Source organism: Mycobacterium parmense, assembly GCF_010730575.1.
GTDB classification, from domain to species: Bacteria; Actinomycetota; Actinomycetes; order Mycobacteriales; family Mycobacteriaceae; genus Mycobacterium; species Mycobacterium parmense.
In genome coordinates this window covers 1,022,848-1,038,986 of sequence record NZ_AP022614.1, presented here as the reverse complement: position 1 = coordinate 1,038,986, position 16,139 = coordinate 1,022,848, and the positions used below count along the sequence as shown (strand labels likewise).

Sequence of the window (16,139 nt, the reverse complement as noted above, 5' to 3'; positions counted from 1 at the left end):
GAAGACAAGTGCGTGACTCCTTATCCGCTTTGCTCGAACCCAGTCGACCTACCTGGGCGGTGCGCGTCCTTGAGCTCAGCAGATAAGTCCACGCCGACCATGCGCTTCAACTAATTATCGTCGCTCATATGCGTTCTCGAAAACGCCCGCCATCCCGAGCGCGAATTCTCCATACCTCCACACGTACGATTCCAGAATGGGCTTTGCCAAGCGAAGAGGGGCAACCTAGGGCGGTGGCCCGCACCGTCTACTGGCGAGCGCGTGACCTCAATGCGGCGGTCAGGTGCGCGGCGTTGAGCCCGATCTCTTCGGCGAGTGCAGCTACCTGGTCCGGCAGCGCAGTTCCCGGTCGGCGTGGGAAAGTCTTGCCTGGGGGCAGCCCTTCCGCGAACATCGATGCCGGGGTAGCAAAACGGGAGCGTCTTGTGGCACACCCTCCATATTTGACTTGTTGACTCTGCGACCGCCAAAGTTGATCCGCAGTACAACAGAACGCAACAGCCACGCTCGCCGCGTGCCAACACGGCGAATTTATTGCTGTGCTCTCCGATGAGCGTGGCGAGGCGAACAGCCAGTGCTCGCGGTTGCGCCGAGCCGCATTCAGCTACCCAGGCGCCGTCGACAAAGACTGGGTCGATCCCTGCTTCTTCGAACGCCGCGCGAATACGTGCGTTTGGATCCTCCATAACCGCTTGGGCCAGGGCGATGATGGCATCGACCTGCTCGCGGTCCGCGACCCGGCTGTACGCCTGCGTGGTCTGATACAGGTAGTGGTCGATCAAATCCGGGTTGGCCATCGCTGCCCACAGGCTTACCTGGTCCCACGTTCGCTGGAATACGGTGTCGCTCGGCCGGCCGCCGGACAGAGTTGCTTCGCCCGACATGAGGGCCAAGCCGACCGCTATGAGCGCTCCGAGATACGGTTCGCCGCGCTCAGGAATCTCATCTCCGGCAGGCGGTGTCTTGACGAGAACTTCGGCGAGACAGTCCAGCCAGTCGTTGTCGTCCTCCCAGACACCCGCGGCAAGCAAGTCGAGGTGTAGCTGCGTGACCAGCATCCGGAGGTCGACGCTTGGCGGTGGGTCCTGGGTGACCCCTCGCCGGAGACGCTTTGCCCATTGTCGATAACGTTGCCGCTGCTCCGCTGGAATGTCGGGGGGTTCTCGACGCACGGAATCCTCGGCGGCGTCGGCGTCGATGACTTCATCATCTTCTGGACTCGCAGCTATTGGGTCGTCGCTATCAATCGACCACATGTTGGCGCTTACCGTCGCGCCGACGACGGTCGCTGTCGGGAAAAGCCCACCCGCCAAGGATGGTCCAAGGACGGTTTCGACGGTGTTCAACCAGGCTCCCCAGCGGTCATCGTCGTCAATTCCGGGGGCCACTGGCGCCGCTCCGGACGTCGGTTGTGCAACTCTGTGAACAGCGTTGGCGCGTAGCAGGTTGAGCAGATCGTATTCGAATCGGGCCAGCAGTTCGGGGTCGGTGAAGATGTCCCCGTAGTCGCGGGTAAGCCGTGGGACCGATGATTTCCCAACTCTAGAAAGGCATTTGGCTGTGTCGGTCAGAAATACAACCTGGCTGACGTACCGGCTGTCGGCGAACTGCGCGATCGCACGCACGGCGGTTCCGGCCGCTTCAGGCGCGAGAAAACTGGTTTCGATGACTGTACGGGCTTCGGTGATATCGATCTGGTGTCGCTTCCGCCATTCGCCCGGCGCTGCCGACGAGGACATTTCGATGGCCACCGTCACCGCCACTGAAGCGACAAGTTCCACTACGACCGTGCTTTCGGTTCTGCGTGCCCCCAGGACCGTGACCGCCGCCGCCGAACGGCCTTCGACAACGGCCGGGAGGGTGCTGGTGGACCGCACGTCGTCGTGCGGAACACGCGCGCCGTCCGGCAAGAGTGACTCCGCAACGGGGTAGATAACCGCGAGCTCACAGTTGCCGCCGGCACTGGCGGATTTGAGCAAGGCGGCACGGCTCAAATTTGGGCTGCCAATCATCGCCTTCGTTGTGACGCCGTCAGTCCATTCGACTAATTTGCCGTGGCTGATGCGGTTGCCCTCCTCGCTGAGGTGCCGAAATTCCGCTGCTTCGACAGCCTCGACTGCGGCGGTGAGGGTTTCGCCGTTGTAGCTACCCAGTGTGGGTTGCATCGCAATGGTGAGTTCGGCCGGCTGCATACGGCCCACGAGTGCGCGCACCGCGGCTCCGTCCGGATCAAAGAACGGGGCACTCAACCGCAGCGATGCCACCGGCCCCGTTGGCAATTGACCCATTAGCGACTCAGCAATGTTCCCGAGAAGTTGCAGATCTGACTCGGAATCGTCCACGGTCTGGGGCGTCACCATGTCGGCGATCTGAATCAGAGTCGCCGAGATCCACGACGGCATCGCGATGGACGCGTGCTGCGCAATTCCTGCCAGCCAGGCACCGAGCTGGACCATTGCTTGCGGTCCCGTGTCGCGTTGAGAGCGAATGACAATCCACAGCTCGTCGTTGAACGCCCAGCCGGCACACGTTGGATTGCCGGAACCAATTGCTGCCCAGACATCTGTTTCGCCTACCAGCAGAGCCAGTTTGGGATGGAATGCGCCTCGACATACCACATGGCCGTGCTGGTAGGCCCGCCCGGCTTGGCGGATGTCGACGGGATCATGGATGCCTTGCTGGGCATCACCCAACAGGGTGACCCTTGCCCCGAGTCCGCGGGCCACGCCCACGACCCGCTGTTCAATGAACGCCAAGTCGAACGTGTATCCGATGACAAGCAATTCATAGAGGCCTGCATTATCGGGTCGGCGCTGCCACAGCTTCAGCAGCGACAGCGGAGAGTGCAGCTCCAATCGTGCTCGCGTCACGCCGGCAACTCCAGCAGCTGACTGCCTATGCCCGTCACATCGAGCCCTTCGTGGCCGCGGTTGATAAGGCCGAGCTGTATGGTGATCGAGCCCACGGTTTCAGCCCGGTAGCCGATGTTGTACGCGCCCTCAGCGCTCTCGGCGAAGTAACGGCCCTCTCGCTCATACAGTTTGGAAGGCATCACCACGCTGCCATCAGCTTTGACCTCGAGTTTGCGCAGCGCGACCCGATGGGACTGGGCGAGCATGTCGTCGACGACCGCCGCAGCGAAATCTCCTATCCACTGGGCGGCATATTCACCGGCACGCGCCCCGACCCAGTACGGATCCAGAAAAACTCGCCGCGGTGCGGTGGAGCCGCCCCGGAAGGCATCTAGCGCCGTGCCGCCAAGTTCCTCGACGCGCTGCGAACTCAAAAGGAGCACGGCCAGTGCTGATTCGATCGACTCCCGGCCCTGGCCCTCCACATCGTCTTCGGCGGGCAACAGATGCCCGTTGGCGTCTAGGGTCGCGGGCAGATCGTCGCGAAACTGCGCCATCGTCACCGCTGGAACGTGAGAGCGAATCCACTCGTGCAGTTGCGCACGATTCAACGGCTCGCCGGAGTTGAGCACGTGACTCACTAGCGCCGCCCACAGTGTCCGCCACGCACCGACCAAACGGTGCCGCAGAAGAACGCCGCGCCATGCTTGAGCCCGAGCGCCTTCCTGCTGGTATATCGGATCGATATCAAGGAGCGGGCCAAACGCAATGGCGGCAGAAAAGATTGCGCGCCAGTCAGTTTGGGCGGGAACGAGCTGCACTGCCCTCGCCAGAATTCGCAGCGTGGAGCGGCGGGTAAGGTCGTCGCCGCTCCAGCGGCTAGTGTCGACTGAATCTGGGGTAGCGGTGATCAGCCCACGTAGTGGCTCGATATCGGGTCCCCCAAGCCCGGGGTTCGCGAGGGAGATGAAGTCACCGATCTCTGCCTGCTCGACTGCTCGGTGAGCCGCGATATCCAGAAGTGGCGAGAACATTTCCTGCACCTGCGCTGGGCAGGCTCGCCGTCCCGGTCGCAGCGAGTTTTTATCGACAGTCGCAATGCCCAAAGTTGTCGCGGGCCCAGCGTATTGAGACCAGTATCCCAAGGACCTAGGTGAGTACGTAGCCACCACATGCTCGCCCAGCTCGTCCTCCGGAACTTGGGACAGCAAGCGCCGAACAGTGTCTGCGCCGTGCATAGTGGCAGGACCATTGAGACCTCCGGTCTCGGGGTCGACCAAAGACGCCCACGCCAGAGCCGATTCGCTTCGGCGTATCAGGTCGCGGCAGGTTGCAGCGTCGTACTCTTCCGATCCGCATCTCTGGGCTACAGCCCAATACAGCGCGAAATGGCGCGCACTGTCGGTCAGCGTCGACACACCCGGAACCAATACATTGACCATCCGCAGTACTGGGGCTTCCACAGCCAACGGGTAACGGCTACCTCGATCGGTCATGCCCCGCGCACACCATGCCGGCCCGTCGACACCGACGGCAGCGTTCTCCAGCATGTTCGTCAAGCCGCTTCGACCACCAACGTCGCTGCGTCGGTCTGCTCGAAAAACGTAGTTGAGCAGCAGTCCAGGTGGCGGGAGCCGAGGTGGGTGGTGCGCTTGGGACGCTTGAACGCCGCTGCCATAGGCAGACCGTATCGCCGGCCGATGTCGGCATGTTGGCGATTGACGCAATACGCCAGCTTCCCGCGCCCGCCCCGCATTCATGGCTTAGTCAAGCGAGCGGCAGATCAACCCGTCGGTTCAGATGGTTCCCCGAGGCAATCCCGCTCTACTGCAAGGCACTGCTCGCGCACTTCCGCCACCGTCGGCGACAGCTGGTACGCATGCTGGTGGCAGAAACCGGTCAGGTGATGCCAGGCGCCGATAAGCGTCGTGCCCGCCCTCGTAGTGTCCAGCGACTTCAGCACAGCCAGTTTGGCTCTCGTAGTCCCCGCAATCGCTGGTACTCCGCACAGCATCACGCAGCGGGCGTCGATCAGATCCTCCACCGCCTGTCGCGCAAGGAACGCCGCGAGGCGCGCGGAGTGGCCGACCGCGGTGCGGTCCGGCGCGGCGAGCAGTGCGTCGGCCCGCGCGAGCAGTGCCTCCGCATCGCCGGTCATCGGTTTTCCACGATGTCGCGGACCGTCTCGCGGAGATCGCGGATCGTCGCGCGGTCGAGCGCGGCGCCGTTGTGGGCGCCGGAAGCGCAGATCGCCATAGTCGGGAACCGGTGCGCTCGCCAGCTCTTCCACGAAGACAGGTCGTTCGACGCGGCTCCGGTGACGGCCAGCGCTACTCGCTGCTGGGTGGTCTTTGCCTCCTCCCACGCCGCGTCGGACTCGTGGTAGACGGCGCCCGTCCGTGCACGGTCGGTGAAGAAACGCTGGTGCGCGGCCGCCTCGATCGCCATCCGGAACAGTCCCGGTGCGGCCTTCCGCTTGATCATGTCGTCGAGGTCGTCGTCCAAGATCACCGCTGTGGCGTCGGCGATATACCTGTGCGCTGGAGAGTCATTCGGCTTCACTACGACCACAGACCCCTCCTCGCGCGTGACATCGAGCAGCTGTGCGGGGATCGAGCGCGCACGGATCGCCGCCGGCAGCCTGTCGTCATGGGAGAACACGATGACCTGACGTGTTTTCGCCACTTCGACTAAGACATCGAGGAACCCGCCGATCTTGGCCGGGTCCATTGCTTGGATCGGGTCGTCGAGTACCAGGAACCGGAACGGACTGTCCGGAGTCGTCGCGCGCGGGATGAACAGCGCCAACGCGAGCGCATGCAGCTCGCCCTGACTCATCACGGACAGCGCTCCGGCGGGCACACCGTCGACGCTGCCCTCCACAACTGCCTTGCGGCGGTTAGCCGAGCCTTCGAGAGAGATACCGCCGAGGTCGACGTTGCTCTCGTGCCTCATCCGGCCCCAGATCTCGCGGGCCTGATCGACCACCGGAGTCAGGCGCCGCTCTCGCAGAGTCTCGGCGTTGACGCGCAGCCATTTGAGCGCGGTCTGCACCCGATCGAGGCGATCGTCGTCCTTCCTAGCGGCGGTCTCCAGATCCACCCACGCAGCGATCGTACGAGCTGTAGGCGCCCAGGCATCTTCTAATTCTGCTGCGCGAGAATCTGATTCGGCACGCAGCGCATCAGCGGCTTCGGCGAGCGCAGCGGTGGCCGCTTCCACGTGGGCCGGCAGATCGGACAGGCTGTCGGGCGCCGTTCGCGCATGTGCAAGCGCTTCGTCGAACGCGGACAAGGAGGCTAGATCGACGCCCTCGACTGCGGACACCGTCGTCACGGTTCCGAAGAAGCCCTCGGCCGCCGCCCGCGCCCGAGCCAGCCGCTGCGTTACGGCTTGGTGCTCGGCGGTGCTCTCGTCCGACTCCTTCAATCGCTCTTCTGCCGCGCTGCGCCACGCTGGGTCGAGCGTTCCGGTCTCGCAGACCGGGCATGGCCCGTCGCCGATGTCGTTGTGCAGGTGCAGTGCTTCGCGTAGCAGCGCTGCTCGCGCGGCCACCGCCTTCACCGCGGAGTCACTGCTGGCCGCGTGGGCGTCGATCGCCGCGCGCAGCTCAGCTGCAGCCGTGACGGCCTTGGTTGTGCCCGGCACCTCAAGAGAGGCGATGGCCCGTAGCCGCGCGATCGTTGAGGCCCGGTCGGTCGCCGTCCCGAGAGTCGTCGCCGTGACCGCATCGAGGTTGTAGGGCTTGCGGGCGATTAGTTTCTTAACCTCGGCTGCGCGAGGGTCCGTAGACTCGTCCAAGGTCCGTACTAGCTGAATCCGGTTGTCGTTAGCTGTCTTTCGCGGTATGCCGAGCTGCTTCTCGACCTCCTTGAGACGGCCGTCGGCATCTGCGATCTCGTCGAGTCCGAGCAGACGGTTGAGCGCGTCGTAGAGGCTGGACGGCCCGTCCTCCAGGAGCCCGCCGAGTTCGTCATAGGACATGAGCGGCCGATGCGTGATCAGGGCCTGGTCCCAGCCGAGGGCATCGACCGCCTGCCGCCTCTGGCCTCTGATCTGCGCCCAGCGTCGGGCGTCGCCGAGTTCGGCTCCCGCCGCCCAATCAACGCCGACGGCGGCAGCGGATCCACTGCGTTCGTCATCCGGTTCCATCGCGAAGTCGGCCTCCACCGACGCCGGGTCTCCCGCATGCAGGTTCCGCCAGGACGCCTCCCAGTGCTGGCCCTTCTTCCTCAGCCATCGATAGCTGTGTCCGGTCAGGGCGTATTCGAGCGCCTCAGCGAAGCTCGACTTTCCCGATCCGTTGCGGCCGCTAATGACCGTGATCCCGCAATACGGGTTGAGCTCTACCGTCGCGCGGGGGCCGATGCCGCGGAACCCCTCTACCGTGATCGAGCGGAGGAATGCGCGTAGCGGGGCTGGTCCATCGGTCGACCGCGCATCGGGGCGCTTCGGTGTCGATGCGTCACCACCCAGCTGCTCTGCGAGTTCCTCGTCACCCTGCAGGGCCGCGGCGACGAGGTAGACGGTCTCGTCCGCCACCTTCGCGTCCGTGTCGAAAAGCTCCCAGACCTCCGCCTCGACCGACTTGCCGAGTCCACCACTGTCCACTGCTACGTCGCCCCCCTTTTCATACAACGCAGCTTTGCACACAGTGCCGACACGGTGGAGCGGGCGCGCGAGCCCTTCGACAGCAGTCAGGTAATAGCGGACGTGGTTCTCGTTGTGGCCGGGTCGCGTCCGACACCCGCACCACCGCCACCGCATAATCCTGTGGCAGAGCGGGCACAAATCTGCGACGTTTGACAACCAGCGTTTGCCTCACAGCCCGAGCGTCTCTCCGAGGCTGTCTATAGTTAAGCCCAAATCCGGCTGGAATTAGACGCGTCTTCGACATCGCCCCGGGTTACCCGGTAGGTGGTGGCGACGTCCAGTAGCTTGGAGATCGCCATGACCGACTGGTTCAGATACTGCGACGGCGGCCGTGCGGAAGCTGGCTTCACGAACAAAGCAAAAGGCTTTGGGGACTGCGTCGTCCGCACGATCGCCATCGCTACCGGACGCGGCTACCAGCAGGCATACGACGACATCTTCGGGACGGGCAAAACGTCACCGTTGTGGTACCGCACCGATGAAAAATGCACACCGCTGCGCGGATTCCAGCTGATGCCTGGTAACGAGTGTCCCGACGACGGTGTGTGTAACGCCATCACCAAACGAGTGCTGAAGCTGGAGTACGGATGGGTCTACCACGACGCGCCTGGGCCGTTTGTGCTGTCACATCTCCCGCTCGGGCCCGTCATCGTCCAGATGGACAGCATGCCGCATCACTGCGCGGTCATTGACCGCGTCATCTACGACGACTGCGACGAAGCCGACGAACCCAGCCAAGGTGGCAGCGCCACGATCAAGGGGTACTGGACACCACCCCCACCCCTCAGCGTTCCGTGAACTCCGACAGCGCGTGAAAAGCTATGCGCGCCACGCTCGCATACCAAGGCCGAGAGCCACGATCCCACCACCCCTGGCGCCGCCTGATCAAGCGCCGCCTCATTCTGCAGTGTCCGACTTCCCGATCGGCTGAGCAAAGGGCGTCTTCGACGTCACTACGTAATGGCTTCGCCACCCTTGACGCATCCGATGGTCAGCGCAGGATCGCCGGGTATGAGGAGGCGGGAGGAGTGCCACTGTTTCGCGCCGAGCTGACGACACCTCTGACGACAACAATGACGACAGTCGCGCTCCCCGACACCTCCACCTACACGACAATGGAACTCGTATCATGCCTGGTCACGCCATCCGCCCGTGCCTACGGATCAGAGGTTCGATTTCATCCACTCCGCATCCCCGCGCCGCTCGTATCTGCGTGCTCTGAACCCGCGCGACCGGGCCTTGCCAGAGCCCCATCCCCCACAATTACACTCACCGCTCATACCAGGTGTTGCGGTCGCAACCGCAGACAAAATGCACAACGATGCCGTTACGTGCTAACTGTTCGCGATGGTTAAGCCAATCAGAATCTGTGGCGTTAGCCACCGGCGACGAGGTACGACGAGCCAGCGCGGCAAACTTCCGATCACTCCGGTCAAACGTCCAGAGCTCAGTATCGTCTGGGAAATCCTCATACTGGCCGTCACCATCCCTGGGCAAATCGATGCGCTCGACACGGGTCGGGAGGCTGTTCAGCATCTGCAGATAGAAACGGTCACCAATACCCGGTTCACCGCGGGGATTCAAATAACGGTGGTATTCATCCTTTATCTCATTATCCGAGTCCAACAGCACTATTCGGCTCGACAGCGTTGCTTCGAGAAACTCGACGGCCGCAAGCCGACATTCGGGTGATGCAGACCCCTCGGACGGGTCGGATCGGCCATTGGCCACAATGGGCACGTTCGTATCCACGACTACGCGCTGCACTGCGCATTCGCTGGGGGCTGCGGTCACATGACCGGAGCCGGCGCCGCCGGTGTCTCTGCGGGTCTGCATGTGGCTGCATCCGGACATCGGGACATGCGCGTCCATCAATGCTTTGCCGCCCCGGTGGCCAGGAGTGTCCTCGTTCGCCCCGCAACGGACCGGACGATCTGATGCTTGATGGTGTTTGACGTGGTGAGATAGAACCTGTCGGACTGAGATGGGAGTAGCCCTGGCCAATGCCGCGCCTCGCCTGACCGTGGCCCAGTTCGACCTCCTGCGCTGGGTATCCGGGGGATGCAAGGACGGTGTGTACGAGGGCACTTCGCATCGCGTGTCGGCGCGGAGTCTGCATAACCGCGGCCTGGTGCGCGTCACGGGTAAGAGCGCGACGTGGAATGCGAGCATCACCCCGGAGGGCACCCGCATGCTCGAGGCCGAGGCGAAGCGGGTCGAAGCGGAACGCGAACGGGTTCGTCGCGAGGCAGAAGTCAAGGCGCAAAAACAACGTGAGCAGGCGCAACTCCGCGAGCAGGCGGTCGAGCTGCTAAGTGAAGTCGTTGCGGCTGGCGGACGGCTCGACGTCGGAACGCGGTTTTCTGCCGACGAGATCACGAAGCTGTGCACCGGTCTCCGATTGTCAGGTGCACTGCCCGTTGGGCAACGACTGGCACAGGAGCCGACGCGCATGGATCCGGTCTTCGGTGTCACGGTCTACTTGGAGCCGGACTTCGCAGCCCTGACCGCCCTTCGTACCTTCACGGTCCCAGGACAGCTCCGCGATCCGCATCCGGCGGTTGCGGCGTTTCGGGACAAGAAGGACCTCGTCTCAAGGGCCGAGGTCGGACGGGCTGCCCGGTTTTTACAGGCCCTCGCTATGGCCGCGACAACAGTCGGGTGGAAAGCCACCGGCCGGCCACGCAACGAGGGGTACGGGCGGACCCTGCCTGATCCAGATCTGATCTTGCGGCTTCCCTCGCGCGAACTGGTGGTGTCGATTCGGGAGCTGGACCAGCGCGGAAGACGTGTGACGGCCTTCATCACCGAGACGGACTACTACACGCGTACGACGCGGACGATCGCTAACAAGCACTTCGAACCCTCCGGCAAGCTGGAGGTCAAACTATCGAGGAAATGGGAGGACGAGACGGTTCTGGCGATGCGCGACGAGCTTGGTGCGCGGATCGAGGACCAGCTGCCGACGCTAATCCGCGCACTCGAAATCGCCGAGGCAGAAGCGGAGTGGTCTCACAAGGAGGAGGAGCGCCGCGCTGAGATCCGCAAAGTCCGCTGGGAAGAAGTCAAACAGGAAGCCCTCGTCAAGGTCGCCTACGACCGCAACGCTGCTCAACTCGGCGAGCAGCTTGACCGTTGGCAAGCTGCAGCGGCGATGCGAATGTACGCCGACGACATCGAGTCGTGCACGGAAGAACTCGACGAGCCAGCGCGAACAGAATCCACCGAGTGGGCCGCGTGGATCAGAGCGCACGCCGACGATATCGATCCGCTCAACGGGCCGCTCCGCCTTCTCCGTGTCATTTCCGCCAGCCATGATGAACTCGGGCCGCACATGAATGGCTGGAACACGTACGGGCCGTACCGGCGGTAGACGCCGACATCGATTTCTCGGCCAACTCGACCATCCGGCGCAACCGTTTCCCCTGGTAGACGGGGTTCGAGTAACGACTGGTTTGCGTCCACTCCCAGCCTCCCGACGATGACCTGACTACTGAGTCGACTCCCCGTATCTGACGGCTTCGCCCGGAAGTGGCCGCGACCGGCGGGCGCTCTCGTCCCGTCGCCTCCTACCGCTACCGCCGCTGACCACTACCCGGTGCGATCAACTAAGTTGAATTGGCACTATGCGAGATTCGGACGATGGAACGACCATGGCGGGCGCACCGCTCAAGCGGAGAATGGTGGTCGATGCCCTCGGCAGTCTTGGCGTGCCGGACGCCATCACCTCGGACTTACCTCCACTCGGCTCACATGTGTCGGCGCTTCTCGTGTACGGCAGTCGTGCACGAGGAGATGCCGTGGCCGACTCAGACCTCGACCTCCTCGCGCTCGTGGACGAGGCCAGGCCGAGTGAGTCCTCGGGCGCGGTTAGCGTCAGCTTCTACACACGTGAGCAATTGAAGACTGGGATCGGTACTCTCTTCGGCGCTCACCTGCGTCGCGACGCAAAGGTGCTGTGGGATCCGCGGAACGATTTCGCGAACATGCTAGCGGATCTCGGAGATGTCGATACCGCGCGCGTCTTCGCGCGAGTGGAGGCAATGTCCGAGGTATTCGGCTCTCCTGAGCGTGATTTGCCGAAGTACCTCCCGGGACTCTTGCGCGAGGCGCGATATCTGCTGAGGAGCTCCCTGTACGCGCAAGCGATCTCGATAGGGGCGCCGTGTTTCTCGGTGCGGGAACTCGCACAGCGGCATGCCGACCCGACGCTCGCCGAGTTACTGGCCTCGCGCAGAACCGGAGAACCGTCGCAGAACGACTACGACGAATGCGTCAAACGGCTCGGGGCGTTTTTCGGCCGGCCGGTGCGGAGAAACCGGCACGGATCTCTGGAGGCGTTGATCGTGAACGAATGGGAGAACCGGGGGGACCTATTGTCCATCGCGTTCATGGCCCTGGGAGTCACCGGCAGCGGCGGCGACTACGCCGAAATCGAAAAGATCCTGCTGTGACGACTGCAGAGACCGCCTTCATCGGTGATATTCACGGGAACGCCGTTGCGTTGGACGGGCTCGCTCGCTTGATCCTGAACGACCCCACCGTGAAACACACAGTGTTCCTTGGTGATTACGTGAACAAGGGCGCCGACTCGGCTGGGGTTCTCGACAGGCTGCTGCGAATCTCCGAGACGCACGCCGTGACGGTGCTTCGCGGCAATCACGAAACGGAGATGCTCAAGGCTCTCGAGACTGGTGAGCTCGCAGCCTTCCTCAAGTTAGGCGGAGCCACCACGATTAGATCGTACGTGCGTCGGCCCGTGGGCGCTGACGTCATCGCCGATTTCCGTTCGAGTGTGCCAGCGGACCACGTTCGGTTCCTGCGGGCCATGCCCGACGTCTATCACGCGGAACAGGTGGTGGCGTCGCATCGTCCGTGGACGGGCGGCGGGACACAGTTTCGGATCTCCGCCCACTTGCCCGTGGGTGCCTATCCAGTCGTAGGTGCGGATTTCGCGCACCTCGATACGGGATGCAGTTCGCCCTCCGGACGCCTGACGGCATTTCGTTGGCCGTCGCGAACATTCACGCAGGTCGATTCGATAGGGCGACCGGTCGGAAGAGACCAATCGTAGCCGTAGTCATGCACGCATGTGGTCGATCTGCCACCGGCAACTCGCCATGCCGGGCTCGTCGCCCATCTTCTCGTTGATCGCCAGCGCCTTCTTTGCAGCCTCCATAGCGGGTCCCACTTCTCCCAGGGATTTATGACATTGTGCCGAGACCAACAGCGATATGGCTTCTCCGCGTGCATAACCGATCTGCCGATTGATGGCGATCGCCCTGGCCACGTTGCCGACAGCGTCCGCTGCCCGGCCCAAACGCAGAAGCACCTGCGCCCGCAGAACCTCCGCGTTCGCGTGGAGAGCCCCGGGTGGGAATTCAGCGAGGCCGAGTAGTGCGTCCTCCGCATACCTAACTGCGGTGTCGAGATCCTTCTCGGCCACATATAGGCGAGCGAAGTTCACAAGCGATTGGCATATCCCGAATTCGTCACCGACGCTGGTGCGCACGTTCTGCGAGTACTCGAATCTCTCACGTGCTTTTGCTAATTCGCCGATCTTCTGGTGGGCCAAACCGAGTTCGTCCGAGATTCGGCACCGCACGGCCGAGGTGTACGGGTCGTCCCCGTGTAGCAGAGTCAGCGCTTGCTGCAACCGGCCGATGGCTTCGACGTCGGAGCCCTTGCGACGGAAAAGACCCGCCAGAGCGGCGAACGCTTCTGCAGCGGCCGGAGTCTGCAAGGTTCCCGGTTCCTTCGCGAAATAGTCCACCACGCGCTCGATCTCGCCCTGTGCGGCATCCAACTCGCCAGCGTGCTCGAGGAACTTCGCATACGCCAGCTGCTCGGGTGGTCCACCCAAAACCGCCGCCTCGCGGAGGTTCTGGCGACCTGCGGCGGGTTGTCCAAGCGCAACGAGCTTCTCACCGTCTCGGCGCAAGCTTGAGGCTCGTAGGAGGTCCTTTCCAGACGACGGAATCAGACTGATGTAACGGGTTACCTTCGGACCAAACTTCGACGCCCAGGAATCCAGCCGCGCCACGAGCTTTCGCTTCAATTCGGCTGTATCGGAAGCTGATTCGTACATCATCGCGTGGGTGCTCTTCATCTGCTCCTGCAGTTGAGTAATCTTCGGGTCCGGCGCACCATCTTGGAGAAACCCAACCCACACGTCACGCAAGGGTCGGTCGTCCTCTCCCAACTGAAGCAGTCCCGTGAAGAGTTCCTCCTCGGTCCCGGACGTGTACCCCCATGGGCTGCCGGGTTCACTGCCCCATGATCTGCGGAACATCACAATCATGAAGTGGCACTCACCGATGAGCTCGTTTATCGCCTCCTGCGGTCGACGAGCGGTACCGCGCACACTCTCCCACCCGGCCATTTCAAATCGGGCAGAGTCATTGGTCTGCCGACGGTTGTGTTCGTCGATCGCGGTTCGTACCACTGTGCGTTCACTGTTCAGGTCACTCGTGGTTGCCACGAACACGCGTAGAGGAAGGCCGTCAGTCATGACGTGCACCATACTCGGACCTTCACAAGCATCGGCTCGGTGATTCGACATCGTGACGACTCACGCAAAGCGAAATCCGATGTAAATGCGGAACTCGTGGGCCAACAGTGGTTGAGACGGTCAAGTTCGAGCTCCGACCACGGAACCATCACTGGAGGTAGGACCTTTCGTAGATGACTTCGATTGGGCCCGTTGCGGATCGACGCAGGATTGTCACGTGCACGCGTGGGATCTCCCCGGTCTGGATCGCGGTGTTGATAAAGTTTTTGGCGTTGGCGGTGCAGACGGATTCGGCGCTGGCAGTCTGGTAGCACATGTCGATCGCGTCGGCCGGGGTGAACCGGCCACCCAGATCGTGTTGACCTTTGGCCCACTCGAGGCGGAGTTTCCACCAACGGTCGAGGGCGCTTTCGTGGGCTTCCTTTTGTTCGATATCGATGCCGTACACCTCGACGTCGACGTAGTCGTTGTCGGCGAGCTCGCGAAAGATGTTGGGGCCCTGGCGATGCCAGGTGAGGGTGCCCTCGATGACCACATTCTCCTTGCGGCTGGTGCACGTTTGCCGGATGGCTTCGGCGAGGCGCACTGACTCCACATGCACGAGTGCGGACAATTCGCGTGGCGCGAGCCCATGGCCGTCGGCGAATGGCGCCGTGGCCAGCAGGCGGTCGTAGATGCCATCAGCGATGGCTTGCCTGATGAGGTGGTCCTTGATGATGTCGGCATCGATGATGCGGTACTCATCGAGGTCGGCGATCCGGGCCCTCAGTAGGGCGCTCTTGCCCGCGCCGGGTGGCCCCGCTGTGACGATGGCGGTGCGGCCGCCGAGACGGGGATTGGCCTGGCTTAGATACCAGTCGATGGTGTCTTTCTGGAACCGGGCCCGACCGATGTCGCTGCGTAGGTAGAGGCGTGCGGTGCTTTGGTCGGAATCACGATGCAGAGGCGCTCCGGGAGCCGATAAGGCGGTGAGCTGGCCGGCGACTTGCCCACGCAGATCAGGGAAGAGGTGCATCGCGTTGGCGGTCGGCCAGCTGTTGGAATTCGTCGTCGCTGAGTTGACCCCGGTAGAAGGCCATCTCGATGGCGTCCCAGTCGCCGGTCATGTAGGCGTCGGTGGCCACACCATCGATGCGGACCACACCCCCGAAGGTGTAACGCCAGTTCATGAGCTGGTCCATCATCTGCTCTGTGGTGATCAGTCCAGCGGTGCGCCGGTCGATGATCTCGGCCGGCTTGACGTCAAGCTGACTGGGGTCGTCGGACACGCGACGCAGGATGCGCTGGATCGTGGCCTGGGACTGGTTGCCGACCAGGTCGCTGATCTGGCGTTGACTGAGCCCCTTGATGGTGGCGGCTTTGTATATTTCGCGTTCGAGTTCGCGATCGGCTACGCGTCGCCGGGCTGCGATGGCTGCCAGTTGCTGCTCGGCCTGTTGGGCGATGGCCTGGCTGGCGGATTCGGTAGACATCATCCCACCTCCTGATTCATTATGAATCAGGAGGTGTGTGCCGTCAACGACGGTGGGTCAGATTGCCGCAGTAGCGTCCGATAGTCCGCTTGTCGGAGGCTCGTCAACGGAGAGCCCGTAAAGCTCCTCGCGAAGGCTGGCTGAGATAGACGGCGGCTTCGTCACGGTGTCGGCAACAACTCACGCGCGTCGCTACCCGGATCAACGCGTGTGGACTGTGAGCAATTGAACCGAGCCCGGAATCACCGCTCAGCGCCTCGCCGAACCCGTCGAGGTCACCACCAGGCACAGAACGTCCCTTCACCAGCCGTGAGATCGCTGGTCAACGGCTCAGTTGGAAGGTTTCAACTCGTGTCGCAGGCGGACAAGTCCCCCCTCGGACACGCGCGCTAGTGGCTGCTGTGACGCCTCGGCGGGGGGTAGACGGTCCTGGCGATCGTCGCCGAAAGCCATCCGATGGCCCAGCCGGCGCACACCAGGAAAAAGGTGTGGCGGGTGGCCGGGTCCGCCGTCGCGGAGACCACCGCCAGGATGACGGCCCACACCATGGCGCAGCCGATGCTGTATGTCGTGTAGCTGTTGCCCCAGCGTTCTCTCATGTCGCCTGACCTCTCGGTTGTGCCCGACCTGTAACGGCCGAATCCGTTGGAA

General features: G+C 63.0%; 14 protein-coding genes. 4 read left to right on the top strand and 10 right to left on the bottom strand.

The annotated features are described in order from the left end of the window. Positions 1 to 110: 110 nt before the first annotated feature. The 5 genes from G6N48_RS04705 to G6N48_RS04690 form a co-directional block, all read right to left on the bottom strand. Entirely contained in the window at positions 111 to 2,870 is a 2,760-nt protein-coding gene (locus G6N48_RS04705) for a hypothetical protein (protein ID WP_139825949.1), read from the bottom strand. Next, positions 2,867 to 3,886, bottom strand: a complete 1,020-nt coding sequence (locus G6N48_RS04700) for a hypothetical protein (RefSeq protein WP_139825948.1) — start codon at positions 3,884 to 3,886, stop codon at positions 2,867 to 2,869. Before G6N48_RS04700 ends, G6N48_RS04705 begins: the two co-directional genes overlap by 4 nt. Positions 3,887 to 4,407: 521 nt before the next feature. Beyond that, complete coding sequence (locus tag G6N48_RS28590) at positions 4,408 to 4,530, bottom strand: hypothetical protein (RefSeq protein ID WP_264049250.1); 123 nt, start codon at positions 4,528 to 4,530, stop codon at positions 4,408 to 4,410. A 105-nt stretch (positions 4,531 to 4,635) separates the two neighbouring features. Further along, complete coding sequence (locus G6N48_RS04695) at positions 4,636 to 5,010, bottom strand: hypothetical protein (RefSeq protein WP_085271092.1); 375 nt, start codon at positions 5,008 to 5,010, stop codon at positions 4,636 to 4,638. Beyond that, positions 5,007 to 7,463: an AAA family ATPase gene (locus G6N48_RS04690; protein ID WP_085271091.1), complete on the bottom strand. Its 2,457-nt coding sequence runs from the start codon at positions 7,461 to 7,463 to the stop codon at positions 5,007 to 5,009. The genes G6N48_RS04695 and G6N48_RS04690 overlap by 4 nt, the downstream gene beginning before the upstream one ends. A gap of 339 nt (positions 7,464 to 7,802) precedes the next feature. On the opposite strand from G6N48_RS04690, the gene G6N48_RS04685 reads away from it, so the two are divergent. Then, the gene (locus G6N48_RS04685; RefSeq protein WP_139825947.1) at positions 7,803 to 8,303 is read left to right on the top strand and encodes a hypothetical protein; all 501 of its coding nucleotides are present in this window, start codon (positions 7,803 to 7,805) and stop codon (positions 8,301 to 8,303) included. Between the two features lie 471 nt (positions 8,304 to 8,774). On the opposite strand, the gene G6N48_RS04680 is transcribed toward G6N48_RS04685, so the two are convergent. Further along, positions 8,775 to 9,377, bottom strand: coding sequence for a hypothetical protein (locus G6N48_RS04680; protein ID WP_139825946.1), 603 nt, complete (start codon positions 9,375 to 9,377; stop codon positions 8,775 to 8,777). Positions 9,378 to 9,489: 112 nt separating this feature from the next. Here G6N48_RS04680 and G6N48_RS04675 point away from each other — a divergent pair, with 112 nt between their 5' ends. The 3 genes from G6N48_RS04675 to G6N48_RS04665 all read left to right on the top strand — a co-directional run bounded on the left by G6N48_RS04675 (position 9,490) and on the right by G6N48_RS04665 (position 12,579). After that, positions 9,490 to 10,878, top strand: coding sequence for a hypothetical protein (locus G6N48_RS04675; RefSeq protein ID WP_085271088.1), 1,389 nt, complete (start codon positions 9,490 to 9,492; stop codon positions 10,876 to 10,878). Positions 10,879 to 11,131: 253 nt separating this feature from the next. Beyond that, positions 11,132 to 11,959 carry a nucleotidyltransferase domain-containing protein gene (locus tag G6N48_RS04670; protein ID WP_085271087.1) on the top strand — a complete coding sequence of 276 codons (828 nt, stop codon included), beginning with the start codon at positions 11,132 to 11,134 and terminating at the stop codon, positions 11,957 to 11,959. Beyond that, positions 11,956 to 12,579 carry a metallophosphoesterase gene (locus G6N48_RS04665; RefSeq protein WP_232066538.1) on the top strand — a complete coding sequence of 208 codons (624 nt, stop codon included), beginning with the start codon at positions 11,956 to 11,958 and terminating at the stop codon, positions 12,577 to 12,579. Before G6N48_RS04670 ends, G6N48_RS04665 begins: the two co-directional genes overlap by 4 nt. A gap of 6 nt (positions 12,580 to 12,585) precedes the next feature. On the opposite strand, the gene G6N48_RS04660 is transcribed toward G6N48_RS04665, so the two are convergent. The 4 genes from G6N48_RS04660 to G6N48_RS04645 form a co-directional block, all read right to left on the bottom strand. Continuing rightward, positions 12,586 to 14,016, bottom strand: a complete 1,431-nt coding sequence (locus G6N48_RS04660) for a DUF4062 domain-containing protein (RefSeq protein ID WP_085271124.1) — start codon at positions 14,014 to 14,016, stop codon at positions 12,586 to 12,588. Between the two features lie 148 nt (positions 14,017 to 14,164). Continuing rightward, positions 14,165 to 15,031: a zeta toxin family protein gene (locus G6N48_RS04655; RefSeq protein WP_085271085.1), complete on the bottom strand. Its 867-nt coding sequence runs from the start codon at positions 15,029 to 15,031 to the stop codon at positions 14,165 to 14,167. Next, a complete protein-coding gene (locus tag G6N48_RS04650; protein WP_085271123.1) occupies positions 15,015 to 15,488 on the bottom strand; it encodes a winged helix-turn-helix domain-containing protein in 474 nt (157 codons plus the stop codon). Before G6N48_RS04650 ends, G6N48_RS04655 begins: the two co-directional genes overlap by 17 nt. Positions 15,489 to 15,877: 389 nt before the next feature. Then, positions 15,878 to 16,087 carry a hypothetical protein gene (locus tag G6N48_RS04645; protein WP_139825945.1) on the bottom strand — a complete coding sequence of 70 codons (210 nt, stop codon included), beginning with the start codon at positions 16,085 to 16,087 and terminating at the stop codon, positions 15,878 to 15,880. Between the last annotated feature and the right edge of the window lie 52 nt (positions 16,088 to 16,139).